The 25,724-nt window shown below is 68.4% G+C and carries 25 protein-coding genes and 5 pseudogenes; 12 read left to right on the forward strand and 18 right to left on the reverse strand.

Annotation, left to right across the window (positions count from 1 at the left end):
- Window positions 1-33: 33 nt before the first annotated feature.
- A pseudogene (locus OG782_RS00440) lies at window positions 34-325 on the reverse strand (IS982 family transposase); the annotation flags it as partial.
- 69 nt (window positions 326-394) lie between these two features.
- On the opposite strand from OG782_RS00440, the gene OG782_RS00445 reads away from it, so the two are divergent.
- Complete coding sequence (locus tag OG782_RS00445) at window positions 395-784, forward strand: hypothetical protein (RefSeq protein ID WP_406447188.1); 390 nt, start codon at window positions 395-397, stop codon at window positions 782-784.
- Window positions 785-947: 163 nt separating this feature from the next.
- Window positions 948-1,819: pseudogene (locus OG782_RS00450) on the forward strand (IS5 family transposase).
- Window positions 1,820-1,840: 21 nt separating this feature from the next.
- Here the strand turns inward: OG782_RS00450 and OG782_RS00455 are convergent.
- A complete protein-coding gene (locus tag OG782_RS00455) occupies window positions 1,841-2,203 on the reverse strand; it encodes a winged helix-turn-helix transcriptional regulator (RefSeq protein ID WP_406447190.1) in 363 nt (120 codons plus the stop codon).
- A gap of 97 nt (window positions 2,204-2,300) precedes the next feature.
- On the opposite strand from OG782_RS00455, the gene OG782_RS00460 reads away from it, so the two are divergent.
- Window positions 2,301-3,182, forward strand: coding sequence for an NAD(P)-dependent oxidoreductase (locus tag OG782_RS00460; protein ID WP_406447191.1), 882 nt, complete (start codon window positions 2,301-2,303; stop codon window positions 3,180-3,182).
- A 211-nt stretch (window positions 3,183-3,393) separates the two neighbouring features.
- Here OG782_RS00460 and OG782_RS00465 read toward each other — a convergent pair whose 3' ends face one another.
- Complete coding sequence (locus OG782_RS00465; protein ID WP_406447193.1) at window positions 3,394-3,618, reverse strand: hypothetical protein; 225 nt, start codon at window positions 3,616-3,618, stop codon at window positions 3,394-3,396.
- Window positions 3,619-4,047: 429 nt separating this feature from the next.
- Between OG782_RS00465 and OG782_RS00470 the strand changes: the two genes are divergently transcribed.
- On the forward strand, window positions 4,048-4,326 hold the full coding sequence (locus OG782_RS00470) for a hypothetical protein (protein WP_406447195.1): 279 nt from the start codon (window positions 4,048-4,050) through the stop codon (window positions 4,324-4,326).
- A gap of 836 nt (window positions 4,327-5,162) precedes the next feature.
- Here OG782_RS00470 and OG782_RS00475 read toward each other — a convergent pair.
- The 3 genes from OG782_RS00475 to OG782_RS00485 all read right to left on the reverse strand — a co-directional run bounded on the left by OG782_RS00475 (window position 5,163) and on the right by OG782_RS00485 (window position 7,249).
- Entirely contained in the window at window positions 5,163-5,531 is a 369-nt protein-coding gene (locus tag OG782_RS00475) for a VOC family protein (RefSeq protein ID WP_406447196.1), read from the reverse strand.
- An 850-nt stretch (window positions 5,532-6,381) separates the two neighbouring features.
- Window positions 6,382-6,678 carry a hypothetical protein gene (locus OG782_RS00480; protein ID WP_406447198.1) on the reverse strand — a complete coding sequence of 99 codons (297 nt, stop codon included), beginning with the start codon at window positions 6,676-6,678 and terminating at the stop codon, window positions 6,382-6,384.
- Between the two features lie 337 nt (window positions 6,679-7,015).
- Window positions 7,016-7,249, reverse strand: coding sequence for a hypothetical protein (locus OG782_RS00485; protein WP_406447200.1), 234 nt, complete (start codon window positions 7,247-7,249; stop codon window positions 7,016-7,018).
- 350 nt (window positions 7,250-7,599) lie between these two features.
- On the opposite strand from OG782_RS00485, the gene OG782_RS00490 reads away from it, so the two are divergent.
- Window positions 7,600-7,896 carry a DUF6207 family protein gene (locus tag OG782_RS00490; protein ID WP_406447201.1) on the forward strand — a complete coding sequence of 99 codons (297 nt, stop codon included), beginning with the start codon at window positions 7,600-7,602 and terminating at the stop codon, window positions 7,894-7,896.
- 9 nt (window positions 7,897-7,905) lie between these two features.
- On the opposite strand, the gene OG782_RS00495 is transcribed toward OG782_RS00490, so the two are convergent.
- From OG782_RS00495 to OG782_RS00510, 4 genes and pseudogenes are all read right to left on the reverse strand, one after another.
- Window positions 7,906-9,243 (reverse strand): cation:proton antiporter, encoded by a 1,338-nt coding sequence (locus OG782_RS00495; RefSeq protein ID WP_406458765.1) that lies wholly within the window; start codon window positions 9,241-9,243, stop codon window positions 7,906-7,908.
- Between the two features lie 424 nt (window positions 9,244-9,667).
- Window positions 9,668-9,919, reverse strand: a pseudogene (locus OG782_RS00500) (transposase); the annotation flags it as partial.
- 131 nt (window positions 9,920-10,050) lie between these two features.
- Window positions 10,051-10,275, reverse strand: coding sequence for a hypothetical protein (locus OG782_RS00505; protein WP_406447203.1), 225 nt, complete (start codon window positions 10,273-10,275; stop codon window positions 10,051-10,053).
- A complete protein-coding gene (locus OG782_RS00510) occupies window positions 10,272-10,427 on the reverse strand; it encodes a hypothetical protein (protein ID WP_406447204.1) in 156 nt (51 codons plus the stop codon). The genes OG782_RS00505 and OG782_RS00510 overlap by 4 nt, the downstream gene beginning before the upstream one ends.
- 40 nt (window positions 10,428-10,467) lie before the next feature.
- On the opposite strand from OG782_RS00510, the gene OG782_RS00515 reads away from it, so the two are divergent.
- Window positions 10,468-11,672 (forward strand): IS3 family transposase gene (locus OG782_RS00515; protein ID WP_406447103.1). Its coding sequence is split into 2 segments (ribosomal slippage): window positions 10,468-10,759 and window positions 10,759-11,672, totalling 1,206 coding nucleotides; the frame shifts between segments, so codons are not numbered across the junction.
- Here the strand turns inward: OG782_RS00515 and OG782_RS00520 are convergent.
- The 3 genes and pseudogenes from OG782_RS00520 to OG782_RS00530 form a co-directional block, all read right to left on the reverse strand.
- Entirely contained in the window at window positions 11,650-11,919 is a 270-nt protein-coding gene (locus tag OG782_RS00520; RefSeq protein WP_406447206.1) for a hypothetical protein, read from the reverse strand. The genes OG782_RS00515 and OG782_RS00520 overlap by 23 nt on opposite strands.
- A gap of 383 nt (window positions 11,920-12,302) precedes the next feature.
- Window positions 12,303-12,617 (reverse strand): annotated as a pseudogene (locus tag OG782_RS00525) (IS5/IS1182 family transposase); the annotation flags it as partial.
- Between the two features lie 46 nt (window positions 12,618-12,663).
- A complete protein-coding gene (locus tag OG782_RS00530) occupies window positions 12,664-13,197 on the reverse strand; it encodes a GrpB family protein (protein ID WP_406447208.1) in 534 nt (177 codons plus the stop codon).
- A gap of 260 nt (window positions 13,198-13,457) precedes the next feature.
- On the opposite strand from OG782_RS00530, the gene OG782_RS00535 reads away from it, so the two are divergent.
- Window positions 13,458-14,279, forward strand: a complete 822-nt coding sequence (locus OG782_RS00535) for a hypothetical protein (RefSeq protein ID WP_406447209.1) — start codon at window positions 13,458-13,460, stop codon at window positions 14,277-14,279.
- Between the two features lie 262 nt (window positions 14,280-14,541).
- Here the strand turns inward: OG782_RS00535 and OG782_RS00540 are convergent, their stop codons facing one another.
- On the reverse strand, window positions 14,542-15,057 hold the full coding sequence (locus tag OG782_RS00540; RefSeq protein ID WP_406447211.1) for a DUF4259 domain-containing protein: 516 nt from the start codon (window positions 15,055-15,057) through the stop codon (window positions 14,542-14,544).
- 456 nt (window positions 15,058-15,513) lie between these two features.
- Here OG782_RS00540 and OG782_RS00545 point away from each other — a divergent pair, with 456 nt between their 5' ends.
- Window positions 15,514-15,744, forward strand: coding sequence for a hypothetical protein (locus OG782_RS00545; protein ID WP_406447213.1), 231 nt, complete (start codon window positions 15,514-15,516; stop codon window positions 15,742-15,744).
- A 200-nt stretch (window positions 15,745-15,944) separates the two neighbouring features.
- Here OG782_RS00545 and OG782_RS00550 read toward each other — a convergent pair.
- Together OG782_RS00550 and OG782_RS00555 are read right to left on the reverse strand one after the other, a co-directional pair.
- Window positions 15,945-16,678 (reverse strand): annotated as a pseudogene (locus OG782_RS00550) (IS5 family transposase); the annotation flags it as partial.
- 37 nt (window positions 16,679-16,715) lie between these two features.
- Window positions 16,716-17,498 (reverse strand): DUF4253 domain-containing protein, encoded by a 783-nt coding sequence (locus tag OG782_RS00555; RefSeq protein ID WP_406447215.1) that lies wholly within the window; start codon window positions 17,496-17,498, stop codon window positions 16,716-16,718.
- A gap of 934 nt (window positions 17,499-18,432) precedes the next feature.
- Between OG782_RS00555 and OG782_RS00560 the strand changes: the two genes are divergently transcribed.
- The 3 genes from OG782_RS00560 to OG782_RS00570 are packed head-to-tail and all read left to right on the forward strand — an operon-like array spanning window position 18,433 to window position 23,187.
- On the forward strand, window positions 18,433-20,880 hold the full coding sequence (locus OG782_RS00560; RefSeq protein ID WP_406447217.1) for an AAA family ATPase: 2,448 nt from the start codon (window positions 18,433-18,435) through the stop codon (window positions 20,878-20,880).
- A 4-nt stretch (window positions 20,881-20,884) separates the two neighbouring features.
- Window positions 20,885-22,201: a CHAT domain-containing protein gene (locus OG782_RS00565; protein WP_406447219.1), complete on the forward strand. Its 1,317-nt coding sequence runs from the start codon at window positions 20,885-20,887 to the stop codon at window positions 22,199-22,201.
- Window positions 22,198-23,187 (forward strand): hypothetical protein, encoded by a 990-nt coding sequence (locus OG782_RS00570; protein ID WP_406447221.1) that lies wholly within the window; start codon window positions 22,198-22,200, stop codon window positions 23,185-23,187. The genes OG782_RS00565 and OG782_RS00570 overlap by 4 nt, the downstream gene beginning before the upstream one ends.
- Here the strand turns inward: OG782_RS00570 and OG782_RS00575 are convergent.
- Window positions 23,069-23,587 (reverse strand): transposase, encoded by a 519-nt coding sequence (locus OG782_RS00575; RefSeq protein WP_406458767.1) that lies wholly within the window; start codon window positions 23,585-23,587, stop codon window positions 23,069-23,071. The two genes, OG782_RS00570 and OG782_RS00575, sit on opposite strands and share 119 nt — an antisense overlap.
- 109 nt (window positions 23,588-23,696) lie before the next feature.
- A complete protein-coding gene (locus OG782_RS00580; protein ID WP_406447223.1) occupies window positions 23,697-24,617 on the reverse strand; it encodes an alpha/beta fold hydrolase in 921 nt (306 codons plus the stop codon).
- Between the two features lie 555 nt (window positions 24,618-25,172).
- On the opposite strand from OG782_RS00580, the gene OG782_RS00585 reads away from it, so the two are divergent.
- Entirely contained in the window at window positions 25,173-25,520 is a 348-nt protein-coding gene (locus OG782_RS00585) for a hypothetical protein (protein ID WP_406447225.1), read from the forward strand.
- Window positions 25,521-25,724: the final 204 nt, after the last annotated feature.

The following is a 25,724-nucleotide window of genomic DNA, read 5'->3' on the forward strand; positions in this document are numbered from 1 at the left end:
AGGTCACCGGGGCTTGTGAAGAGCGCGCTCTACCACCGGAGTGGAGTCCACGACCCATACGGCGTCGCTCCACACCGAGGTGGTGGTGGCCAGGATCCGGTTGACGCTTCGCATCAGACCGGCGGCCTTGCGCAGCCGCTTGCCGTAGCGGAGGTGTAGCCGGGTATGGCCTGCAGCCTGGCGAGGGTGACCAGTTCGGCATCGCTCAGGCGGGGGGCGTGATGCCGACCGGCGGGCGCCAAGGCGCCAGGTCAGGAAGCTCCTTCAGCATGTCGTCGGTCGTCGCATAGTGTGCTGTCGCGAGGGTGCCCACGTCGGTCGTCACAGAACGATTTTGGACACCCTCATTCTCGTCTCCGCAGGCACCCCTTGGACCACACCACCAGGAGGAACCGTGTCATCCCCACAACTGCTCACCCCCGAGGAGAAGCTCGCCGACGCGAAGAAGCTGTTGAACCTCCCGCGTATCGTCGTGATCTGCGGCTCCACCCGCTTCATGACCGAGATGAACGAGGCCGATCTGCGGGAGACCAGAACCGGAAAGATTGTCGTCAAACCGGGCATCGACATGAAGTCGCCGCACGAACTTTGGTCCGATCCTGTCGAAGCCGAGGCGCTGAAGGTCCGACTCGACGATCTGCACCGGGCGAAGACCCGGCTCGCCGATGAGGTGCTCGTAGTCGGCGACTACATCGGAGACAGCACCCGAGCCGAAATCGCCTACGCACGGTCGCTGGACAAGCCCGTGCGGTTCACGCACCCCGAAGTCGACCCTGCCGCCTGACCGCCCGCCGCCACCTCTACAACCAGGGCCGGCAGCCCGCCGCCCGACCGTCTCGCGGTGGCTTCGGCCGCCGCCCACCCCACACCCTCCGCAGGCATCCCTTGGAATTGATCATCTAGGGTCTGCTGCGAAAGTGGATCTTGGTTGTGGATGATCATGTGCTGTGGCGTGTGGGGACCTGACGGATGCGCAGTGGTCACGGCTGGCGCCGCTGCCGCCGTGCGGGAATGAGCCGGGGCAGCCGCCGATCTGGACCAGGCGGCAGCTGACTGACGGCATACGGTGGCGTACCCGCGCCGGAACGCCCTGGCGGGACGTGCCCGAGCGATATGGCCCGTGGGACCGGGTCTACGACCTGTCGCGGCGATGGCAGCGCATCAGGACGTAGAGGCGGATCCCGGAACAGCTCCAGACCGAGGCCGACGCGAAGGGCTTGACCACCTGGGACGTCAGCGTGGACTCCACCGTCTGCCGCGCCCATCAGCACGCCGCGGGTGCCCGCAAAAGGGGATCTCTATAAAGAGCCTCCCGGCGGCATCGACACCGCGCCGGACGACCACGGCCTCGGGCGGTCCCGCGGCGGGCTGACCACGAAGATTCACCTCGCCACCGAACAGGGGCAAAGAACATGACCCTGATCATCACGGCCGGGCACCGCCACGACAGCCAGCAGTTCCAACGGGTACTCGAGAAGATTCGGTCCTCCGCACCAGTCAGGGCCGGCCCCGCACCAAGCCGGACAAGGTCCGCGCCGCCAAAGCCTACGGCTCCCGCGCCAACCGCTCCTATCTACGCAGACGCCGGATCGGCTGCACCATCCCCGAGAAGGCCGACCAGGTCCGCAACCGTAAGAAGCGCGGCTCCTACGGCGGACGACCACCGAACTTCGACAAGAGCGACTACGGACAACACCATGCCGTGGAGTGCGGCATCAACCGGCTGAAACGCCACCGATCGGTGGCCACTCGATACGACGAACTCGCCGTCCGCTACGAAGCCACCGTGCTGGTCGCGGCCATCAACGAGTGGCTGTGACCGGCACGTTCACAGCAGACCCTAGCCCGCCTTCTCCTCTGCCCGTCGAATGGTCGGCCGCTCGCGGCCCCAGGCGGCCAGCGGCTGGAGTGCGTCGTTGAGGCGCATGCCGTCCTCGGTCAGCGAGTACTCGACGCGGGGCGGCACCTCGTCGTAGGAGACGCGGTGCACGACGCCGTCCGCTTCCAGTTCACGTAGGTGAGAGGCCAGCACCTTCTCCGTGATCCCCGGAAGCAGTCGGCGCAGCTCGCCGAAGCGACGGCGGGGGTGCTCGTGGAGCGCCCAGAGGATCAGCACCTTCCACTTGCCGCCGATCACCTCCATCGCGGTATCGATGCCGCAGACGTGTCCGTCTGGTGTGCCCGGCCGGTTCAGCGTCGTCATGCCCCACCCCTTCTGACGTGCTCGCTACCCCCGAGGTAACCACCCACTCCCAAGTGCGTACTTGATCACCTACGGACTTGTGACCAGCCTAATCGGCATGGCACAGAACACTGTTGAGAAGACTCCCGTCACGATGCTGGGCCTCGGCACGATGGGCACCGCCCTGGCCCGCACCTGGCTTGCCGTCGGCCACCCACTCACCGTCTGGAACCGCACCCCAGCCCGCGCCGCGGCACTCGCCGCCGAGGGTGCAAGGGTCGCGGCGACCGCCGCTGAGGCGGTCGCAGCGAACACCCTGATCGTCCTTTGCCTGTTGGACGACACCTCGGTCGATGAGGTGCTGGCCGGCACCGACCTGGCCGACAAAGACCTGGTCAACCTCACTACCAGCACCCCCGCCCAGGCCCGCGCCCGCGCCGAGTGGGCACGCGAGCGTGGCGCCCGTTATCTGGACGGCGGGATCATGGCTGTTCCTCCGATGATCGGCGTCCCGGAATCCGGCGGCTACGTCTTCTACAGCGGCTCGAGGGAGCTGTTCGAGCGGCACCAGCAGACCCTGGGCGTCCCGGCCGGCACCACCTACGTCGGCAAGAACGCGGGCTTCGCGGCCCTGCACGACGTGGCTCTGCTCAGCGCCATGTACGGGATGTTCGCCGGTGCCGCGCACGCCTTCGCCCTGATCCGCATGGAGGACATCGATCCCGCGTCGCTCGCCCCGCTGCTCGCCGACTGGCTCGTCGCGATGGCCCCGGCAGTTCACCAGACCGCTGACCAGTTGCGGAGCGGTGACTACACCAAGGGTGTCGTCTCCAACCTCGCCATGCAGGTGGCTGGCACGCCGACCTTCCTGAGCACCGCCGAGCAGCAGGGCGTCAGCCCGGAACTACTCAGCCCATACTTCGAGCTGATGCGCCGCCGCCTGGCCGAGGGCAGCGGCGAGGAGGACCTGACGGGAGTGATAGACCTGCTGGTGCACTGACGAGCCGCTTGCCGCCACCGAAGCCACCGTGCTGGTCACAGTCCTCAACGAGACGCTGTGACCAGCTTTTTCACAACACGCCCTACCAGCGAGACGCGGTTGCCTGCCTCGCTCCGGTAGCCTCTGGCGGCCTCTCCGGGGGCTCATGCAGTTGCGGGCCCGGTCGTACTCCTGGGAGGGACCGGGCCTATCGCGCCCCGCTGTCGTCGGATCAGCCCAAGTCGATCGTCTCCTGTGCGAAGCCGGCCGGGGCCGGACGGTGCTGGGGCGACGATGCACCATCCGGCGGTGCGGCCTCCCAGCGCTTGATCAGCTCGTCCTTCCAGCCCTTGGGCGGAGGCCACGGCACGCCCCATTCGGCGAGCTGGACACGCGCCCACGCTCCATTGGGCGTCTTGGCGGCTTCGATCTCTTCAGGTGACGGGAGTACAGGCATGTGGGATCAACGAACGACAGGGCCCCGATGTCACCCGCCCGGCGGTCGGGGTGAGTCGCCTGACCAGCCCCAGCCGCTCCGCCCGCCGGGACGCGTGCCGTGCCATAGGGCCGGTCTGGGAGATGCCGCTTGCGGCAACCCCGAGGAAGGCCACACTTTTTGAGCGTGTTCAAATATATTGAGATGCGGCCGCAGGCCGGACATTCGATCTCTGGGGAGTGGTGTGCGGACATGCGTGGATGGCGGGCGACGGTTCTCGCGGTATCTGGGGCAGTTCTCACAGCGTCTTGCGGGTACGGCGCAGCCATCCACGCGGCGGAGATTCCGCAGGAGCAGTTGGCAGGGACGTGGACCAGCCCAGCAGGGACGTCACTGACCTTCTCGACGGAACACACCTTCGCTGGAACGGGATTCGACAAAGTCGGCGCGATGGCCGACTGCGCCCATCCCGAGAGGCTGACCCATGGCCGCTGGGCCTTCTACGCCAGCCCCAAGGGCGACGGCCTCATCGTCCCCGACGAGACCGCCACACGTGGCCATGACCTTCAGCTGTCCTTCACCGAGGATCCGACGTGCACGGTGTGGGTCTACCTCTACGGGGACTTCGGAGATACGGAGGACCCCAGCATGTGCCCTACGGAGGACCCGGATGCGGGGTGTCCACCTGACGGCTACATGGAGCGGAGCGAGGCCGGCACCCGCTCCTGACACCTACAGAAGCCAGGGCACTGGTGCTCCTGCCTGGCCACAACCGCACCAACAGGCAGACCGGACTCAACCCCTCAACCACCGTGACCGGACGGGATACCGCACGATTCGGATGACGCACCCCGCCAGTTGGCGGCTGTACCTGGGATGCCGTCCGTCGGGAGGCATACGCGAATGCCCGGGCGTCTCCGCCGCCCCTGAAGCTGCGCCGCCTTGAAGTGGCCGGACAGGGGGAGCAGCAGGTCAAGCAACTGTCAGAGGTACGAACTGAGGGCGATGAGCCGGCCGTGGCCGAGCGGGTATCACAGCGGATGAGCGAGCATCTCGCCGACGAGCGCACGGAGGCCGGGGCGCCGGTGGTCCAGGTGGCAGATCGGCCGGTACGGCTGGTCCCGGACCGTGGGCCGGGGGTGGCTGAGTCCGCACTGTCGGCGGAGTACCAGCGCATCCTCACCGCGGTGCGGCAGGCCGCCGGCCCGGTCGCCACTACCGGTGCCGCCTGCCGCTGTCCACGCACACCCTGCACTACCTCACCGACCTGCTGCGACGGCGTCTCAAAGGGATACGGTCGAGGTGGCGGGCGCTGCCGCCCGGGAGGATCGCGGTGGTTGTCCTGGCTGTGCTGCAACCGGGTCCTGGCCGCCGGACGCGTCCCCGTCGAACGCGGCTTTGCCCACCTCAAGAAAATGGCGGATCCTCACCGAGCTGCGTACTGACCCAGCCCGCGCCACCCACCTGTTTCGCGCGCTGCCCGTCCTGACGAACATCGAGGCCGCTACCGACAATTGATCCCTACCGCAGGTAGCCACGATCAGCACAATGCCCCCGGAGCAGCGTCACCGGGCAGGGATCGGCTGAGTGAGGTTCACCGGGTTGCCGTCGGGGTCCTGGATGTGGGCGACGCGCTGTCCCCACGGCATGTCGGTGGGGCCGCCGCGGACCGAGCCGCCCAGTGTCTCCACCCGGGCGAGCGTTTCGTCGACGTCGGCGACACCGATGCTGAGCAGGATCCGCGGCGCCTCCCCGGTCCCAGGGTTCGCCTTGGTCACCAGCCCGAGGTCGGTGTCGCCGATGCGCAGGCCGCGGTAGAAGGCCGGGCCTTCCGCCGGTACCCGGAAGATCTCCTCAGCGCCGAACAATTTCGTATAGAAGCCGAGCAGAACGTCCTGGTCGGCAGTGAGGATCACGGGCTGGATGGTGGACATGGCACTCCTGTCGAGAACGGTCGATTCGCTGGGTAGACCGTTCGAGGCCGGTGAATTCATCGGCAGAACCACCCCGCCGGACGATCTACATCCCAGACTGCCGCCCATGACCAGCACGAGCACCCCGAAACGAGGTCACGCGACCCCGCTGACCAGCCACTTCAAGATGGCGGAACTCTCCCGATCGCGGTCACCGCGAAGTCGAACAGGAGCGAGGCGGGCAAGGACCCGGCGCAGCGGCAGCCGTCCGTCGGGGGGCTACCACTGCCAGTACGCCGCGGAGTGGGCGGCGACGACTGCGCTGGGAACTGGCCGTGGACGAAACGGAGAGCGAAGCCCTGCTGGGGCTGGCGCAAGACTGCCCGGACACCCCGTCGTCTACGAGCGCCCGCTGTAGCCCGTCTTCGGGCAGGCCCGGGTTCCTTCCCAGCGGGGGCGGAAGGAACCCGGGCTTATGAGCCCGAATGGGGCAGTCGTCGGCAGCAGTGCCCGCCCGCAGATCAGCAGACAGCGCGCGCACGGAGGATCGGCGGCAGCGAGATCAGGAGAGCTGGACACGGCTTCCGATCGTGCCCGAGCGCCATTGGCCGGGGAAAGCGGGCCGGGGAATGCGGGCCGGCGAAGCGGTGCTCCGGTCCATCGGCTGCATGCCTCTCATGGCCAAGTGCCACGCTCAATGGCCAACTATGCCGCCGCGCCGGAACCGACCGGACCGCCTGCGCCGTAGCCCGCGTGAAGCTCTGATCGAAGAGTTCCCACCACATTCCAGCGACGCTTCCAGTCAGCTGAGATTGCTCTTGAATGTGAGGCCGACGAGGTGCACGAGGGGTCCTGTGTACGGAGTTGCCGCCTATGGACCCCCAAACGGCAGCTCGTCGGTGGACCCTGCGTCCTCGCCGCTCCAGGTACCCCACCGCCGTTGAGCGTCTTCCCGCTGGGCGGCGACGCCGGGGATGGCAACGACGGCCTCGGCAGCGCGGTTCTGTCTGATCAGCAGCTCGGCAAGGTCTGCGGCCGCGCTGGGTCCGGCATGGGATCGGAGTAGCTCGATGACTTCGTCGATCCGCTTCTGCCCGGCCGGCAGATCCACGAGGAGGGACTGGCAGCTTCGCGGGTAGTCAGTGGTGGCGATGAATCCGCGCAGCATCGTCTCGGCTCTACGTGCCCGCCCCGCGTCCTCCAAAGCCCTCCCCCATGGAGGCAACGCCTCGTGTGCATGGCCACCGGTGGCCATCTGGCGGAGCTTCTCGATCCGTCCGTGCCGGGCCAGGAGCTCCGCGTAGGACTCGACGCGCAGTAGCAGGTGCTGGCATGAACGCCTGTCAGGCCCCGCCCACCGGCAACTCTGCCGGTGGGCGGGCGCACCTGGCGGTCCCGCGATTGGCAGATCAGAGATGCTCGACCTGATCGAGGAGGGCAGTGAGGTCCTCGGGAACCGGAACGGTGCGGGCTTCGACGCCTGCGATGTGCCGGTCCCATTCGCTCTAGGGGCCGGCGAGGTCGAACAGGTCCGTTCCGTGGCGCCCCACCTGCGTCCAGTCCAGCAGGTAGCAGTTCTCACCGCGCCACCCGCAAGAAGACGAGGCCCGCAATTGGGTGGCCAGGGGCGCGCGCCGTGTCCCGTCGTAGACCCACCAGTCACAGCTCTCCTGCACGTGACCGCCGCTGCCCGTATCGAAGAGCGCCGGCTGCGGCTCCGATCCATCAGCCAGAACCACGCCCGCCCGTCCTTCAGGCGCAGAACCGAACTCAGCGGTCCGCCACATCTCGCCCACCCACTCCCCTACCTGGATACAACGACGTTCCCGACGATGCACCAGACCGACCTGTGGTGAGCAGTGAACCCTCGATAGGGGGCAACGAGGGGGCCTCGGCGGCTGGTGGGCGCCGGCCGGCGGGGACTCGGCTGGTGCAGGGGCTCGCGATGATCGTGCTCGGCTCCCTCTCGTCGGAGCCGGGGCTCCTTCTGCAGGGGAAGCTGGTGTGCGGTGGTGACGTCTCTGTCGCTCGTACGGACCGAACCCGCCCGGCAGGCACGACCTGGCAGCGAGCTGCTCGTCGTACGGGCATGGAATCGATCCATCCGCAGCATGTACGGCATGGCCTGTTCGTTCTCGATATCACCGCGCCCGACGAAGCAGCCGCCCGCCTGGTGATGGCCTCGCTCGAGCAGCAATGGGCAACTTCTGGAATCACCGCCACCCGGCGCCTGCCGGGCGGGCCCGGAGTGCGGGCGCGGGGCTACGCGTACACCCGGCGGAGGAACATCGAGTACTCTCGACGGTCAACCTTGCAACAGGCGGTTTCCTCCCAGGTTTCATCGGCTCTGCTTCTGGCAGTCCGGTGCTTCGCCGCGGTGTGCTGAGCGATCTCCTCACTTGTCCGGTTGGTGCGACCGGCCAAGTCTGTGCCGCGCGGGGGCCTCGGGTACGGGAGTGCCCTCACGCAGGTCACGCGATGCGGCTGCGGCCTTCTCGTGCCAACGGCCGTACCGCTCGGCGAGGGATACAGCCGACACGCCGTGCATGAGGACACTGAGACCGACGGTGATCGCGACCACCCTCCCCAGCAGTTCCACCCCCGGTACATGCTCCTCCACCACGAGCAGCGCCAGGATCACGGAGGCGAGACCGCGCGGCCCGAACCAGCCGATGTACGCCACGGTGGGCAGCCGCAGCCCGCTACCGGTGAGCGAGAGGGCCACGGGCAGCATCCTGACCACGGTGAGACTGAGGACGGCGTACAGGACGATTCGCCAGCTCAGGTGCTCCAGCGCGGGGCCGAGCAGCACCGCTCCGAAGATGAGGAGGCTGATCGATGCCAGGAGCTCGCCGAGGTTCTCCGTGAACTCGGCCGTGGAGTCGGAAGGCTCCTTCTCTCCGGTGGCCGGGTGCCGGCGCAGGGCGAAACCGCATGCGAAGCCGGCGACCCACGCGGCGATGAAGCCGCTGCCGTCGGTCACCACGGCCAGTTCGTACGCCCCGGCCGCGACGGCCGGCAGATAGACATGCCGCCACTGCCGCGTGACCCACCCCCTGGCCCGGGACCACTGCAGAAGCCAGCCACCCAGCCACCCGACGAGCAGGCCCAGGGCGGTGGACAGCACCAGGGCACGCCAGAACACACCGATCACGCCTTCCTCCGCATAGTGCGTGCCCGGAATACCCGCCAGGAACAGGAGGAAGAAGGGCAGCACCATGCCGTCGTTCAGACCGCTCTCGATATTCAGTCCGTGACGGACGAGCGCTGGAACACGAGGGTGGGTCATGGCGGTCTTCCCGAGGGCGGCGTCGGTAGGGGCGAGGATGGCACCGACGAGGGCCAGCTCCCACATCGTCAGCCCCGGCAGCAGAGGCCAGGCGAGCAGCCAGCCGGCCCCGATACTCAGCGGAAGCCCAATCCCCAGCAGACGGCCAGGGAGAAAACCACCGGTCTGAAGGTCTCGTCTGCGCACTGTCATGGCATCGGTGAAAAGCACCAGCGCCAAGGTGACTTCAAGGAGGACGACGATCGAAGCGGCATCGTGCGCCAGGTCGACGATGTCAAGCAGGGCCGGCCCGATGAGGATGCCGGCACCGACGAACACCATCGCGGACGAGACCGGGGTCGTGGACAACCGACGCGACCCAAGCGCGTACGCGGCAGTGACAGTTGCCACCGCGGCGCCTGTCCAAGCACTACTCATGTTTCCGGCCTCCGGTTGATCGCTCATGCCCCTTCTACCGCTTGGCCGACCGCTGCCTGCCGACGACGGCGGGGACACGCCGGGCGTCACCGTCCAGGCCGTGGGCCCCACCCGCAACTCTGGTGCGCCTGGTCAGATTGCCGCCGTTCGGAGACAGTGCGTGCTGCGCCACCGAAATCCTGCCGCTGCCGTAGGCGTGGCCATGGTTCTCCAGGGTCGCGCCCGTGCTGTTCCGGTCTGTTCTTCCCTGGGGGCGGTGACCAGGAGGGACGTGACGGTCGCGGGTTCAGTGCCCGCCACTGCGGGCGAGTGGCGACCGACGGACGTCCAGTGGTCGACATCGCCCTCGAGGTGGTGGGCGCTACCGGCTGGCTGCCGGGGATGGCCGGTTAGGTTCTTCGCCGCTCAGGTTCGGGTCCAGATGAGGATGCTGGCGAGGTGGCCGGCTCGTCTCGTCCTGCTGCCCCTTCTTGAGTGCTCCGGCGGCGTGCTGGTGGGCCCGGACGACGGTGGAGTCGACCGAGACAGTCCAGTCGATGTTGTCGTTGGCGGCCGCCGCGGCTGGGACAGCAGCAAGGATCCTCTCCCCGGTGCCGTCGACGGCCCATCGGATCAGGCGCCTGTGGGCGGTCTGGAGCGAGCCGAGTCCGTCCGGCAGGTCGCGCCAGGGCGAGCTGGTGCGGTACTTCCAAGCGGTGGCTTCCTGGTCGGAATCCGCAGTAGTGGACGCGCTCAGGAAGAGGGGTGCCGTTTACGATCCTGAAGTTCACCGTGGGCGGTCGACCAAACGATCTCGAACTCACCGGCCGACAACGACTGCGGGTCGTGCCCTTCTCACTTGGAGATGGCCGGTTCCGCGGTCAGACCGTAAACGCTCTCGTATTCAGCGGACCGACCCTCTCTTTGGGCTTCTTGCCACTCGGCCAGCGAGGCGGCGGTCAGAGCCTTGTCCCCAGGCTCCTGCAACTCGACTTGCCGGATCGAATAGCCATCGGCGTCCAGCTCGAAGTAGAACCACGCCTCTCCCTCGTCCCAGAAGCAGCGAACCCAGGTCGTCACGGGCTCACCGCGTCGACGTGCTCGTCCTGCCAGCGCCAGTCGGCGGTGCCGTCGTCGTGGATGTGCAGCATGAACTCGGCGACCGGGCCGCCGCCGGGAAACGTCAGGGTGAGCGCACTGCGGATCGGGCCTTGACCCCTGATGTTGAACACACGAGACACTGGATCCTGCGGATCTGAGAACGGACATCTCGTGGTCATGAAGAACTACCCGCCGCAGTTCAAGACGGACGCGGTCGCGCTGTACGAGTCGCGGCCCGAAGCGACGATCAGGTCGGTCGCAGCCGATCTGGGGATCAACCCGGAGACGCTGCGGAACTGGGTTCGGGCAGCCGGGGTGAGCCGTCCCCGGGGACGGCGGACGCAGGAACCCTCTCAGCAGCCCACGCCGCTGGAGGCGGAGAACGCCGCCTTGCGGAAGAAGGTCAGCGAACTGGAGGAGGAACGCGAGATCCTGCGCAAGGCGGCGAAGTATTTCGCCGGGGAGACGCGCTGGTGAACCGCTTCCAGTGTGTCGCCGACCTCCAGCGCCGTCACGGCGTGAAGCGGCTGTGCAGCATCCTCGGCGTGAGCCGCTCGAGCTTCTACTACTGGCGCCGGACAGCCGCTGACAGGGCCGCCCGGCAGACGGCCGACGCACAGCTGGCCGTCCAGATACGGGCGGTGCACCAGGAATCGGACGGCACCTACGGAGCCCCAAGGATCACCGCCGAGCTCCGCGAGATGAGCGGTGAGGCGGTCAACCACAAACGCGTCGCCAGGATCATGCGGGCGTCCGGGATCGAAGGGGTCCGGTTGCGCCGCCGGCACCGCACCACCGTCCCCAATCCGGCTGCGGCCAAGGCCCCGGACCTGATCGGCCGCGACTTCACCGCGGACAAGCCGAACACGAAGTACGTCGGCGACATCACCTACCTGCCCATCGATGGCGGGAAGTTCTGCTACCTGGCGACCGTCATCGACCTCGCCTCGCGACGTCTGGCCGGCTGGGCGATCGCCGACCACATGCGCGCGGACCTCGTCACCGACGCCCTGGCCGCGGCGATCCGCACCCGCGGCAGCCTCGCCGGATCGATCATGCACACCGACCACGGAGCCCAGTACACGAGCAGGGCCTTCGCCGAAGCCTGCAGGTCAGCAGGGGTCCGGCGAAGCATGAGCGCGGTCGGGTCCAGCGCGGACAACGCACTCGCCGAGTCCTTCAACGCAACCTTCAAACGCGAGACCCTGCAAGGACGAAAGACCTGGCCGACCGAGCGCGAGGCCCGACTCGACGCCTTCCGATGGCTCCACCGCTACAACACCCGACGGCGACACTCCCGCCTCGGACAACGATCACCGATCGCCTTCGAGAACGCCCTCCACCGCTCACCAACTACGCTGGCACAAGCCGCATAACCCGTGTCCAGGATCCGGGGTCAAGGCCCATCTGGGTGTAACAGGCATCGGCCCGGTCCCGGTCCTCCTCGTCGACAGCCCGGTCTTGCTCACTGAAGAGGGGACGGAACTCTTCAAAACCAGGAAGTGTCTCGACTTCTGCGTGCGTCCAGGGCATATCGGCGCCGGTCACGGTCAGCCGGGCAATCTCCTGGTCGCCGTGGTGGAGCCGCCAGATACTGCCGGTGATGAGGTTCGGGTTGGCCATGTCTCCCATGATGACGACCGACACTGACAGTCGACGAGTGAGATCACGGCCTCTTCTCCGCCACGGGGACGACCATCTCATGCAGCGGAAGCTGATGGGGTGCGATGTTGAGTCGCTGTGCCGCTTCGGTCGGCAACTGGGGATGGTCTTGCCAGTAACGCGAGGCGAACAGGCTGGTGAGAACGATGGCCTCGGGGTAGGTGGCGAGTTCGATCCGGGCGTCGGAGGGAGGGGAGGATCACCGAACGGGTCCTCGCCCAGCACGTGGAGGCGGCGGTTCCATCTCTGTTGAAGCGGCTCACCGCTGCTCTCGCTGGCGAACCACCTGTTCAGGCGGTCGCGTGCGTCGATAGAGGCCAGTGCGGTGGAGGGACGTGTGCCTCGGCGGACGATCCAGTGACCCTGCCGGGCCGGTCGGCCCCGGACCGCAGCAGGCGCCCCGAGCCGTCGCTGATGGTGGTGGTCCTGACGGTGTTCTGCTTCTTCTTGCCGGAGACGAACGCCTTGCGGCCGAGGCGGCCGGCCCGGGGGCGGCGGACCTGGGTCTCGGTGCCGTCGACGCGCCGCTCGACACCCTCAGCCTCGGCGTAGGCGAAGAACTCGGCCAGGGTGCGCGGGCGGATGCCGGGCCCGTCGGGGACGGCGAAGCGGCGGACAGCCGGCAGCGGGCGGATCTCGTGGATGGCGCGGATGACGGTTGGGCAATGCGGCACAACATCACCGACCCGTGCGGCCACCGTCACGTCACGGTTCTCCGGCGGCCCGAGCGACGTAGGACTTCGCGACCAGTTCCTCCACCAGAGCGCTCTTCGCCCTCGAGTAGTCCCGTCTGCCCTGGCTGTCGGCACGGAACCGCTGTGCGAGGGCCAACTTCAACGCGCTGTAGCGCCGGACTTCATCGGGCCGCTGACGTAGGTAGTCACGGAGCAAGACGTGATCAAGGTGGGGTCTGGAGCCTGCGACCACGCTATACAAGTGATGTTCGGAAGCCGCGGGAGGGGCTTGAAAGGCCTCCCGCCCAGGAATCCCCAGATCGCCTTCGTGCCGGTAGCCCTGCTCGGAAAGCCGGGAGATCAGCGCGGGCGTGATGGCGTCCTCGGCCACCACAATGTCGAGGTCGATGATCGGCTTGGCGGCGCATCCGGGCACGGCTGTGCTTCCGACATGCTCGATGGATACAGCCAGGTCCGCGACGTGAGGTGCAAGCCGCTCCCGCAGGTCCTCAAACCGCTCGGGCCATCGGGGGTCATAGTCGCCGACCACGATCGTGCCAGTCATGTCAGCAGTCTCGCAGGATCGCCAGGGCCCATCGAATCGTTCTGACGGCCCCGGCTATCGCGTACCAAGTCATAAGGCCCCCACTGCGGCACGCGGACGTGGTCCGCCGTGCTCCAGACCATTTCTGACCGGCGTGATCAAGGATCGTCCAGGTTGTCATGCGGGCGAAGACGTTCTCGCCCCGGTCCGCCGCGGCGCCACGACCGCGGGTCGCCCTATAGTCACCCGGGAAACGTGAACGCCAGGGGGGTCTGGAACAGATGTCACGTGCAAGATCGATGATCGCGGTCGTGCTGCTGAGCGTAGGTGTGCTGCTGCTCGGTGCCTGCGGGACGTTACGGGCCGGGACCGGCGGGGCGGGAACCGGGGTCAGGGGAGCACCGGCCGCGTCGGAGTCGCCGCGCTGGCAGACGTTCGCGCCGTTCAGGGTGACCGCCGCCCGGCTCGCCGCCGACCACCGCACGCTCAGCGTCGATGCCGAGGTTCCCGGTAACGGGAAGAAGTGCGCACGCGACGTGAAGGCGGTCGTCACCGACGCCTCGGACCGCACAGTGTGGGTGCAGGTCACGTTCTCCGCCCTGACGGGCGGTCCCGCGCGCAACGATTGCCGCAAGACCATGACGGCCACGGCGCGGGTACGGCTGCCCTCCCCGCTCGGCCACCGCGAACTCGCCACGGACACCCACACGGTCTTCACCGCCGACGGCGCCGACCCGCCCGATCTGCGCCTGTGCGGCGAACTCGGCTGCCACCCCGCGCCCACCGGTTGCACCGCGGCCTCCTACGAGCAGGCAGTGATGGCCCTCGACGTGCCGACGCACACCTCGCGCGGCGAGGAGCACTGCGACGGAAAGTGGCTGGTGTTCAGCGTCTCCTCGCGCATGGGCCCCGCCTGCGCCCCGGGCGAGGGCCCCGGATGCGGGGCGAGCATCGGGGCTCGTTGGTTCTTCCGGGCGCAGACGTCGGGCTGGACACCGATCGCCCGCACCACGAAGGGCGGCTGCGGCGACGTGCACCGCCTTGAACCCGAGTTTCCGACCGCCCTGTGTACCGGTCTGTCACCGCTCAGGCAGCCGGACTAAGGGTTGTCCCGTAGCTGCTGCTCGGCCAGACTCTCGAATCCGCGCAAGCGCCCCGTCGACATGCTGTTGCCCAGGCCGGTGCCGCCGGCCGGGTCGCTACGTCAATCACCGCACCGGTGTCATTGGTACTGGCGTTGGCCAGGAAGAGAGCTCCGGCACCGGAACCACGAAATCGCTTCCGCCCATCGTCCAGCAGTCGCCCAACCCCGCAGAGACTCCTCCGCAACTTCCGCTTCGAACTCACGGGTACGGCAGAACAAGGTCACCCATCCTGCTCAGGGACGACCACTCCTCCCCTGGCCCGGGCGGAACACGGCGCAAGCAGCTCTCCACACCGCCAAGGCATCTCGAAGAGGGCTTCCTCCTGTGGCGGGATCGGAGGGTCAAGGACGTCGCGGAGGCGGGTGATGTCCTGGCGCCACTTCGACCAGTTCGCGGCTTCGGCCCACAGCTCGGCGAGTTCGGACCGGTTGGAGACCACTTGGTCCAGGGCGTCGACGGCGAGCAATCGAAGGTCTGCAGGCAATTCTGGTAGCGGCTCTGACGGGCCATAGTTCGAACACGCCGGATCGCCATCAGGATGCTGGGCGACGACCAGGGACGCCGCAGCAACTGCACGCTCACCGTCGTAGATACCCAGGAAGTCCGCAGGTCCGGCGGCACGTTTGAGCACGCTCCGGACCATGGCTTCGCGTTCTTCCGCTGCTGCCTCGTCCAGGTCACCGCCGAAGTCGGCGGCGGTGTCGTTGTCGAAGGGGCCGATGTCCCAGGTGCCCATATCTCTCCTCATGCGGTCGTCCGGGGATCGTTGCACTGCCCACCGACGGTGCGGTCAGGAGGCAAGCAGAACCGGCAAGCAGAACCCGCTTGCGCAGGAGCTTGAAGCCAGCGCGTCCGTACGTCTGCCGCTTGATCATCTTGATGCGGTTGACGTGGCCCTTCACGACGCCTGAGCTCCGGGGCAGGGTCGGGCCGGCAGTGACGGCCGCGAGGTCCCATCGAGGCCGTTGATGAAGGTGCGCAAGCTGGGCAAGTCGTCGGCCCGGACCAGCGCAATCCACTCGGGGAGCTGTTTTTCCCTGGAGCCGGGTGAGCATCTGCCAGCTCTTTGCTTGATCTGCGTGATGGAAGCTTGCGTTCCGCCAGACGGGTAAACCAAACTCCCTCTGCGTTACTTCTGAGGCTCCTGAGGTTTCGAGGCGCCTGAGGTCCACAGTCAACGAGGGAGATTGTGATGCGTAAGCGTTCAGCAGTTCTCACCCTGGGTGCCGCCCTGCTCGCGGCCACCGCCGTCAGCGCCCCCGCCCAGGCGGCCCCGTCAGCATCCTGGCTGCTGGTGAAGACCTACGCCACCAAGTTCGCTTGTGTGGACGCCGGCCAGCAGTACCAGCGCGAGGGCTTCAGCGAGTACAAGTGCGATTACGTCTCGACCGCCAAGACGAAGTACTGGCTCTACATTCGCTAGAGCGCGTCCGGGCATTGGAAAGAACGGCTGGGCTGCAACCACATGTCTGACGCGTCGTTGCAGCCCAGCCGTTCTTCGCGGAGGAGCCGGAGACCGGAATACCCCAAGGGCGACACCGCGCCGGTCGAGTTCGACGTCCGGCCGGCCGCACCTGTGAACTCGCCGAAGCCTCTGCGACCGGCTCCTGGCCGTACTCGACAGCAGCGTTCGACGGTGTTGCGCTGCTTGTATGCCTCGCGGTCGAAGGCCGGCGGTCTGGCACCTCGGCGTCCGCGACGAAGCCGATGGCCGCGTTGGTCGGCCGGAACGGGGATCACTGCTCGGATCCCGCGCATGCGCAGGTGCTCGCGGATCGCGCGGGAGGAACAGGCCTTGTCGGCCAGCACCAGGTCCGGCCTCGTGCGGGGCTGTCCTCGTCGTCGAGAAACACACAGGCGAGCCATCACGTGCGCGAAGGCAGGCGCGTCGCCGGCCTGTCCGGCGGTGAGATGGAAAGCCAGGGGACGGCAGTCGGAATCGGACGCGAGATGGATCCTCGTGGTCAGTCCGCCGCGGGAACGGCCGATGGCATGGTCGTCCGGCTCGCCGGCCGGGGCCCCTTCTCTCGGGCCCCGGCCGCGTGCTGGTGTGCGCGCACAATGGTGGAGTCCACCGAGACGGCCCAGTTGAGGTCATTCTTGGCGTCGGCCTGCGCGATCAGCGCAGTGATCATCCGCTCCCAAGTGCCGTCGATGGCCCATATCCGCAGGCGGTCGTACACGCCCCGCCAGTTGCCGTGCTTCTCCGGCAACTGGCCCCACTGTGATCCGGTCCGGACCTTCCAGGCGATCGCGTCGATTGCTCCACGGTGATCCCTCCATCGGCCCCCACGCCTTGGCGTCCGGTCCGGCAGTAACGGCTCGATCCTCGCCCACTGCGCATCGGTCGACGGCACTTCCGGCCCAACGAGGGAGGCAGGCCAGCCGTCATGTCTAGTCCCACCAGAAGGACCAGGAGGTCCGCCCCACGAGGTCCGTCGCGTACTCGGGGAACGGCGTGGGCGGATCATCGACGATGTTGTCCGCGGTCGACAGCACATGCTCCAATGCGAGCCGGCTCGCATGCTCTGCTTCAACGAGAGGTCTCGCGACCGAGACGTGCAGCTCGCTGCCGAACATCGCCACGACCTGGGCACCGAAGCGGTCCTCCCAGCTCCGCAGGAGTGCACACAGCAGAGGGAGTGGCGCCTCAGCGGACCAGCCAACGCATGCCAGAGCATCGCTACTCCGCTGGGCAGGGACGAGAACGAGGCGGCACTCGTCCAGCTCGAACTCGCACGTCTCGATGAGCCCGGCAAGCAGGCTTGAGGCAGCCTGTTCGGGCGTCGGGCTCGCGGACGTGACCGGCATCGCCGGTGTCAGACCCGGCCACTGTTCGAATGGCGGCCCGGGGTCGTGTGGCCACGGCTCGACTCCCGCAGGTACCGGGGCCGGCGTCGGATCCGTCCAGAACGGCAGCCTCCTGCGGCGGTATTCGATGAAGTCCGCCGCCAGCACCTCCTCCAGGCGGACGGCGTCGGCGTGGTCCGGGCTGAGTGGTCTTCCCATGGCAGCCGGCCAGCACAGGAGCGGAACCAAGCCGCGTGTTCGTTGCTCGCTCAGCAGGCGGGGCCACAGCCTTTCGATGTCTTGAGGGAATTCGTCAGAAACCCACACGGGTACGGGATCACGAGACAGGAACCGGCTGGGAGGCAGACCATCGGGCAGGGTAAACATGGCCGCACCGTAGACCGCGAGTCCGACAGCGCAGCCACCTGCGGCTCCAAACGACGCCCCCGCTCTCAGTGATCCAAGCGAAACGGCCTGGCCGACTCGTCGGCCTACCATCTGTCTCAAAGATCACCAACGCCGGATGGGGCGCATCGAACCCGAGCGGCCCAACACCAGGCACACCGCGGCCCGCACCCCGACGGTGGTGGCCACTTCGTCCCCTGGTGCGAGAACCGGACCATCTCCACCGTGACGCGGTCCGCGAGAGCGCGCCGTACGAGAAGGGCACACCGCACGGCCACGCATGCCCAGATGGCTACCATCACGGCGCGAGTGCGTGAGGTACGCAAGAGCGATGGCCAGTACGTCAGCCGCCTGGTCATCCACGAGGTGGATGAAGAAGGCCTGAGCGCGCGGCCCAACAACACGCCGACTGGGCGACATCGCATCCGGCTTCGGTGACCAGCCGTGTAGCGGTCTGCCAGACGGTCAGCACGCTGCGGCGCTTGGGCGGCGACCCCTACTTGGACTTGCCGTAGCGGACCAGCAGGATGCCGTTCCCGGAGGGGGCCGACGTGCCGCGCGAGGGCTGATGGCGGGGCTCGTTCCCGTGGATGGGTTCGGGCCCCGCCATATACCGCGCCGGTCAGCGGCACTCTCCGGGCTCAACGAGGATGGCGTCCTTGATGTCGTCGGTGGCCGCAGCCCGCAAAGACACCGACGTGGCCATGGGTCGCGGGACGAGATGCTGCTCGACTACGTGGAGGCCTACGCGTTGTTGCTGGAACGGAGTGTGAACCCGCAAGCGGGCTGGCAGGCTTGGCGGTAGGGGATGGTGCCGGGGCGACATACGCGGGAGTTCAAAGGGGTGGGGGTCGGGACGAGAGGGGTAAGCGGGTAAGGGGGTTGTCGCAGACGGGGTGAGATGTGCGAGTCGTGGATGGATAGGGACGCCCAGGTACGTCGGCTGATGTCGAGGCTGAGGGTCACCCGGAGGGTCTTCGTGCTGTACGGGCTGCCGGGGTCCGGTAGGTCCTCACTGGCAGAGGAGTTGGCTCACGAGGCCGGTGCGGCGTTGCGCCTGCCTGTCCACTGGCTCTCGCTCGGTGTCCGGGCCACCGCCCCGGAGCGACTGGTGCTGCGGCTGCTGCTGACGTCGGGTGCTGCGCAGACCGAGCTCGGCCCGGCCCTCCTGAGCTCACCCGAGGTTCTGGCCGGCCTGGCCGCGGCGGCCTGTCAGAACCACTTCCGGGCCCACCCGGCGGTGATCGTGCTCGACGACCTGCCCGAGGAAACCGACGGCAAGGACCTCCTGCGGACGGCCGTTCGGCTGCTGGAGAACACGGGTTGTGTGCTGATCGCCACCACCACCCGAGCGAGCCGCACCTCGAATTCCGACCGTTCGGGCGTCATGCGGCACCAGGTGGACCTGACGCCCGAGGCCTACCAGGATCTGCTGTCCACGACGCGTCGGGCGCCTGCCCTGCTCCGCACCCTGGCGGCCTGGGAAGGCGCGGAGTTCTCGCCGAACATGGCGTTGCCCGTCGAGAACCTCACCCGCGCCGAGTGGCGCGAGGCGGTCGAGGGGCTGCACCAGGAGGGCTTGCTGCAACAACCCCGCCCCGGCTGGTACGAACTGCGCCCCGCCCTACGCGCCCAGCTCGTCCTCGACCAGACCCACGACGAACTCCGTTCCAATTCACAGCGGTTGGACTCAGGACTGTCCCGTGCCGTGACGCGCGAGCCGGGCGCACTGGGTGATGCTGCCGAGCCCTACGTCGACCTCGCGCTACGTCTGTGCCGGTCCCGAGAGGCCAACTCCCGTGAATTCACCACATGGCTGGCACACCGGCTCGTCGGCGAAGGCGCCCTGCTCCCGCTGCTGATGCTGAGGACCGGGCTGGGCCATGCGACCGACGACCGGGACACTCTCAGGGTTCCGCTGGCCGCCGCCGCTCGGCAGACCGGACAGCCACAGACCGCGGCGGATGCGCTGGCAGGCATCGACACCCCGGACGCCATCCGCGAACTCGCCATGGCCCGGCATCACATGGGACAGCTGGAAACCGCCGAGGCCCCCCTCGACGCCCTCCCCGCCGACGTACCGGACGGCTGGGCCCTGCACACCCGCGCCTCGATCCGCACCGACCGCGGCGAGCTGCGCGAGGTCGGCCGACTGCTGCGACGCGCCATCGAGACCCACCAGGTGCATGGCGACCGCCGCGGCGAGGCCTGGGCCGTCTTCCACTACGGTCGGTGGCGGCTGATATGCGGCGACCCGGAGGAGGCGCGCAAACGGCTCGAGACGGCGAGGTTCGCGTTCCACGATGTCGGCGACGTGGTGGGAGCGGCCTGGACGAGCACCGAGCTGTGCAGGGTCGAACTCCTGCTGAACGGCGCCCGAACGGACGTGATGCTGGAGCTCAAGGCCACGCCCTTGCCCCACCGGGAGCACGGCGACGTACGGGGGGAGGCCTGGGCGACTCTGCTCCAGGGGGTGGCGTACGCGGACGCGGACTTACCGGGTTCGGCGGCGCACGTGCTGCTCCAGACGCTGCGGCTCTTCGAGAGCGTGCCGGACCGGCTGGGTATCGCCTGGACCCGGCACCACCTCGCGTGGCTGACGAGGGGCGACCGCACGGCAGCAATCCGCCGGGTCCTGGACGCCTTCGACGAAACCGGATGCCGCAACGGCCAGGCCTGGACCCTGCTCCTGCAGGCAGCCCGGCCCGGCGCCGATCGTGGGCGGCTCGACGAGGCTCAGTCGCGGTTCGAGGCGCTCGGCGACACCGCGGGCGAGAGATGGGTGGCGGTCGTGCGCGACGGCCCTGGCTCCAGCCGCGGGGCGCGGGCGGTCCGAGCGCTCACGAGCTGCTATCCACGCCCCGTCCTGCTGAACACGGAGTGGGACGACTTCGACACCATCCCGCTCATGGTCCGTCACCTCCTCCCGGAAACGGCCGCTTCGCCGGACGGCGCCCCGCCCGGTGAGGTGTCTCCCGCCGCCTTCGTCCGCCTCGCCCTCCTCGACGACTCCCCCGCCACCGGAGGGGAAGCCCGCATCGTGCTGCGAGTCGAGCCCGGCCGCGAGTACTCCGGGGCTCCGTCGGAGGAACTCCTGCCACCGCTGACCGCGCGGGCAACCCCGTTGACCCGTGCCGACGTGGACCCGACGAACTCCGTCCCGGTCAACGGAACCGCCCTCTTCCGTTTCACCGCGTATCAGACGGGCCTCCACCGCATCCGCTTCACCATCGAGGACGCCGAATCCCACACGGTCCTCCAACAGGTCGAGACGGAGATCGAGGTCATCGGCACCACCGGCACCGCTCCCGTCTCCGCCGCCCCGCAGCCCATGCCCACTCCCGCCTTCGCACAGGGGGCCTGACCCCGTGGCCCGTGAACTCCCCGTCCATGTCGTCCAGGACCCGAGCCTCGGCTTCACCCGGCTCCCCCAGCAGGTAGCGCCACCCGACTTGGTCATCGTGCTCGACGTACGCGGCGACGACCGCATCCTGGCCCGGATGTACGGCCCCGCAGTGCTGGCGCTGAGCGGCACCGAGCACCGAGCCCTCCTGGAGGTGAAGCCCTCGGAAGCGCGGCACGTGACCGGGCGGCTGCGCCGTCGGTGGAAGGAGGAGTTCGTCGCCGTACAACCGCTCGACGGGTCGCGGCGTCCCGCGCCCGGCCGCCCGGAATTCCCCTACGCCACACTCGTCGACCTGACAGGCGAGCCGCAGGACGAACTGCTGGCCACGGTGTCGGAACTAGCCGGATACGGAACCCATCTGCTCTTCGACGTCCTGCTCGGCGGGAAGAGCGAGGAGGTCGGTCTCTTCCGCGCCTTCCTCACCGAGGCACTGTGCGCGGAGAAACCACTGCGCGTCCGATTCGACTCGGACCTCTTCGTGCCGTGGCCGATGCTGTGCCTGCCACCCGACGCGACGGATGAGCCCGGGCTCGCCGGGGTATTCCGCCGCTTCCTCGGACACCGCCACCTGATCGAGCAGACCGGCGGGTACTACGCGATGATCGCCGACGGACGCGAGCACCCGCCGCCCGCCGTGCCGGCCGTGAGCCTCAACCACGACACCGGCGTGGATCCACGGGGCAGAACCCGGGCCACCGACGTGAAGGCGGTCCTGGCCCGGGGCGGCACGCTGGCCGAGCGGACGACCCGCAGGGAGTTCGTGCGGGCGCTCGCGGACCCGACGCTCGACGAGCAGCTGATGTATTTCTGGTGCCACGGCGAATTCGAGTCGGCCGATGCCGAACCGCCGTATCTCGTACTGAAGTTGGAGGACAAGCTCGCCATCGACGCCTACACGGTCCGCGAGCACCGCCCAGCCCGCCGCGACTGCGCCCCGTTCCACCCCTTCGTCCTCCTCAACGCCTGCTACGCCGGCATCCCCGGCAACAGCGACGCCGACCTCGCCTACTTCGGGCGCGCCCTCATCGAGACCGGCGCGCGCGGCATCCTGGGTCCGCAGATAGAGATGCCGCAGGTCTTCGCGGCGGAGTACGCCCTGGAGTTCCTCGGCCGCTACCTGAACGGCGGCGAATCCGCGGGCGCGGTCGCCCACGCCGTGGCCCGGCACTTCGCCGACAACCTGCACAACCCGCTGGGATTCGCCTACGCCCTGCACTGCGGCATGGACGCCCGCCTGGTAAGGGCCGAGCCCATCGAACCCGCCGAGGCCACCTCATGAGCCTCGCCGACGTACCTGACGGCATCCACGTCGTAGACCTCGGCCCCGACGGCTGGCTCCTCGAGGACACCCCCGCCGGCCCCCGCCCCGTCCCCGCGAACCGTCTCGCCGACCACTTCGCCGCGGCGCTATGCCCGCCCGCCTGGGCCACCGACCTGCTCGTCTACGCACACGGCTGGCAGACCAGCCCCGAGTCCGCGCTCGACGCCGTCCAGCGACTGCTCGCGCTCGCGGACGCCCAGCACGAGTCCGAGCTGTACCCCCGGCTGAAACCCTGGCGTCCCTGGACCGTCCTGGTCCGCTGGCCGTCCCGCTCCCTGCCCTCCCTCGGTGGCTACCGCCGTATCCGGGACCGGGCGCACGCCATGAGTACGCAGGGACACGCCGCCCGGGTCATCGGGCGGCTGCTCGGATACGTGGACTCGCACCGCGCCGACCCGGCCGCGCCGCCCGTACTCGCCAACCGCGAGGGGCAGTATCTGCACCTGGTCGGGCACTCCTTCGGCTGCCGTTTCCTGTGCGAGGCCGTGCAGTGGGCGGCCGACCCGCCGCTCACACTGGGCTGGAACACTCCGGAGCCGGCGGGGCGGCCGTTCACCGCGGACTCGATGCTGCTGTTGCAGATGGCGGCGCCGCGCGACGCCTTCGCGTCGATGTTCACCGCGCTCGGCGAGGCGCCCTTGCGCGGCCCGGTCGTGGCCACGTACTCGCGGCACGACCGCGCCACCGGCTTCTGGCACCTGCGCGCGGAGAAACGCGCGGGCATCGGCCACTCCGGGATCGGCACCGCGCCCGCGCCGGTTTCGGCGATCCGGATGCTGCCGCCCGGGGAGGCGTATCCCCTGGCGGCGCTCGACCACCGGTTCGTCAGCGTCGACGCGAGCGAGGTGTTCGTCCGCGGGCACGGGCCTGCGGGCGCCCACTCGGACCATCTGCGGCCGGAGTCCGCCCATCTGCTGCTGTCCCTGGCCGACCACTGCCGGTGAGGGGGCGCGCCTTGCCAATCCCCCCGTTTCGCGGAGACCTTCCCATGCAGGCAGCTCCTCGGTGAAGCGGGCCCAGTAGTCGTGTTCGCAGTCGATCGGGCTCCTCCAGCCGCACACGCCATAGACCTGGACAGCGGTGACCTGGGCAGCGGTGACCTCGGCGACGTCGTCGGCCGGACCGAGGCGCACGGCGTCCACGGAGCCGGCACCACGATGTCCGGCCCGATTCCAGGGCCGCGACGACCGAGTACGGCCAGCCGGGCACGAACTGATCCGAGGACCGTCCGCTGCGCCCGTAAACCTGACGGAACAGACGATCCACGCCAGTCGGCGCGTCCGGGCGGAGCCAGTTGCTCACGTCGACCGCGAGGTCGAGGCGGCCGTCGGCTGCCCGCGGCATGGGCAGGCCGGCCAGCACCTGCCGTAGCCGGGGCGCGTCCACGTTTCCGCTGTTGAGCGCCGTGGTGCCGACAGCCGGGGCGAAGGCGGCCGGCAATCCGGTCAAAGCCCTATGAGCCCACCGCGCCTTGCACGAAGCGCCGAAGGTGCGCACGCACGGTGTTGGGCTGCTCCAACCAGGGCTCGTGCCCAGCGCCTTCGACCCGGGTCAACGGAAGACCGAGCCTGAGCGCGAGTGCTTCAAGCGCCGACACAGGACGGGGGTCATCGGCCCCACCGAGGAGCTCCGCTCGCGCGGGCAAGCAGGCGCGGAGCTCGGCAAGATGCTCATCGAGCGGGTCCGCGCGGCCTTCCTTGCCGAGCTCGCTGTTCATAGCCCAGTTGACGGGGCGACGCCGCCGGGCACCCTGCACGGCCCAGTGCCACCCCCGTTCGGGATCGGCGTGGTCGGTGAACCAGGCCAGTGTGAGCAGCTCGACCTCCTGTTCCTCCGTACGGTGTGGCAAATCCTCCAAGGCGCGGAGCTGCTCCTGCTGCGCTGCGGACATGCGGCGGCCGCGCTCCGCTCGGTCGCCGGCACGCCAATCACCGACGAATGGACCGCACATCAGCAGCATTGCGGCAACCCGGTCAGGATGCGCCAGACAGAACCGGCTCGCCAGGTCGGTGCCGTAGGAGTGCCCGATCAGCACGGCCTTGGACACGTCCCATACGTCGAGCAGCTCGGCCAGATCCTCGACGTGCCGGGCGCGGGAATGGCGGCCCCGCCACGGGGATTGGCCCGTGCCACGCTGGTCGTACCGGTACACGGGCGCGAGATCCGCGATCATGGGGGCGACATCGCCCAGATAGTCCGGCAGCCCCGGACCACCATGGAGCAGGATCACGGCCGGTTGCCGAGTCGTGTCCCCCAGCGCCATCCAACGTAACTGCGCCTCGTCGGTCATCGACGTGAGGCCCTGTGTCTCCATCAACGTCACCGCGGAGAATCTACCGGTGTCACCGAGGATCCGCCAAAGGTTGAAGAGCAAGCTTGGAGGCTGATGTCTCTTTGAGTATGACGGCTGCGCTTTTGCTGGTCAGGGGTAGGGGGTGGCGTCGGTGTTGGAGTGATGGATCGTCGTTTCGTTGCTCCCGTGGAGGTCGCGGATGCCGGCGGTTGTCGGACTGCTGGAACAGCACGAGCTTGCCGCCCGTCGTCGTGTGGACGGGCTGCGCGAGGAAGGCGACCGGGATCCAGGCGAGCGCACGGCGGCCGAGCAGGAGTGGCTGGAGTGGACGATCGCCCGTGAGCGTGTCGGTGAGGTGCCGTCCGTGCCGGGCGGGATTTCAGCCGACGTTCTGGCCCCGTCTTCATGCCCGCGGCCAGCCGCGATCACCCGATCGAGACTCCCGTTCGATGTCCACCCCTCAGGATCGGAGCGACAACAGCTACTTACGAGGTTGTGTGCGATTGAGGTCCGGGGTCCGTAGCCGAGGATGGCCCTATGCATGCTCTTATCGATCAACCCGAAATCCGTCGGGTCTCGCGAGGCGAGTACCCCTTGTGGGACGAGGCTCTCGCGGTCCTCAACCAGGACTTGGCCGTGACTCTTCCTGCGCAGGGACCTCTGCAACTGCTGGCCCAGCCTTCCTACGAGGCGGGCGAGCCGGAGTACGTCTACGTTGCCCTGGCCAACGGCGAGTGGCACGGCAGTCATCTGTACCCGAAGACGCCAGAGGACTCTGCTCATGCCTTGGCGATCGTCGCCGACGCCGCCCAGGACACCGTCGCTGAGCGTCTGTGGCAGGCGTGGCCCCTGTGTGTCGAACACGACCTGGGCATGCATACGCGCGACGTGGAGGGGCTGCTCTCCTGGTGGTGCGCCGGGAGGCGGTCGGAGGGCGGGCAGGGCCACATCTGTGCAGCCGTGGGCGCGCTCGACAGTTTCTGAGGGCCGTGACGTGAGGGGGGCTGTGCGGGTTGGATGTTGATGTGACGCAATACCTTGGCCGCACGGCCATGTCCCATCCCGCCTTCACCGGCCTTCAGCCCCGTCGACTCGGTGCGCTGGTAGGCGAGTTGGCTCATGCGTGGACGGCCTCTGAGGAGGGCCGACTACACAACCGCAGGGGTCGCGGCCGCCTGCGGGCAGCCG

The organism is Streptomyces sp. NBC_00876, assembly GCF_045207435.1.
Taxonomy (GTDB): Bacteria; Actinomycetota; Actinomycetes; order Streptomycetales; family Streptomycetaceae; genus Streptomyces.

Bases quoted from the DNA above. Each gene is read 5' to 3' on its own strand.
- OG782_RS00455 (WP_406447190.1), bottom strand. From the start codon at position 2,203: ATGACGACGCTGAACCGGCCGGGCACACCAGACGGACACGTCTGCGGC.
- OG782_RS00460 (WP_406447191.1), top strand. From the start codon at position 2,301: ATGGCACAGAACACTGTTGAGAAGACTCCCGTCACGATGCTGGGCCTC.
- OG782_RS00465 (WP_406447193.1), bottom strand. From the start codon at position 3,618: ATGCCTGTACTCCCGTCACCTGAAGAGATCGAAGCCGCCAAGACGCCC.
- OG782_RS00470 (WP_406447195.1), top strand. From the start codon at position 4,048: ATGGCCGACTGCGCCCATCCCGAGAGGCTGACCCATGGCCGCTGGGCC.
- OG782_RS00475 (WP_406447196.1), bottom strand. From the start codon at position 5,531: ATGTCCACCATCCAGCCCGTGATCCTCACTGCCGACCAGGACGTTCTG.
- OG782_RS00480 (WP_406447198.1), bottom strand. From the start codon at position 6,678: ATGCTGCGCGGATTCATCGCCACCACTGACTACCCGCGAAGCTGCCAG.
- OG782_RS00490 (WP_406447201.1), top strand. From the start codon at position 7,600: ATGGAATCGATCCATCCGCAGCATGTACGGCATGGCCTGTTCGTTCTC.
- OG782_RS00495 (WP_406458765.1), bottom strand. From the start codon at position 9,243: ATGAGCGATCAACCGGAGGCCGGAAACATGAGTAGTGCTTGGACAGGC.
- OG782_RS00520 (WP_406447206.1), bottom strand. From the start codon at position 11,919: ATGGCCAACCCGAACCTCATCACCGGCAGTATCTGGCGGCTCCACCAC.
- OG782_RS00530 (WP_406447208.1), bottom strand. From the start codon at position 13,197: ATGACTGGCACGATCGTGGTCGGCGACTATGACCCCCGATGGCCCGAG.
- OG782_RS00535 (WP_406447209.1), top strand. From the start codon at position 13,458: ATGTCACGTGCAAGATCGATGATCGCGGTCGTGCTGCTGAGCGTAGGT.
- OG782_RS00540 (WP_406447211.1), bottom strand. From the start codon at position 15,057: ATGGGCACCTGGGACATCGGCCCCTTCGACAACGACACCGCCGCCGAC.
- OG782_RS00545 (WP_406447213.1), top strand. From the start codon at position 15,514: ATGCGTAAGCGTTCAGCAGTTCTCACCCTGGGTGCCGCCCTGCTCGCG.
- OG782_RS00555 (WP_406447215.1), bottom strand. From the start codon at position 17,498: ATGTTTACCCTGCCCGATGGTCTGCCTCCCAGCCGGTTCCTGTCTCGT.
- OG782_RS00560 (WP_406447217.1), top strand. From the start codon at position 18,433: ATGGATAGGGACGCCCAGGTACGTCGGCTGATGTCGAGGCTGAGGGTC.
- OG782_RS00570 (WP_406447221.1), top strand. From the start codon at position 22,198: ATGAGCCTCGCCGACGTACCTGACGGCATCCACGTCGTAGACCTCGGC.
- OG782_RS00575 (WP_406458767.1), bottom strand. From the start codon at position 23,587: ATGCCGCGGGCAGCCGACGGCCGCCTCGACCTCGCGGTCGACGTGAGC.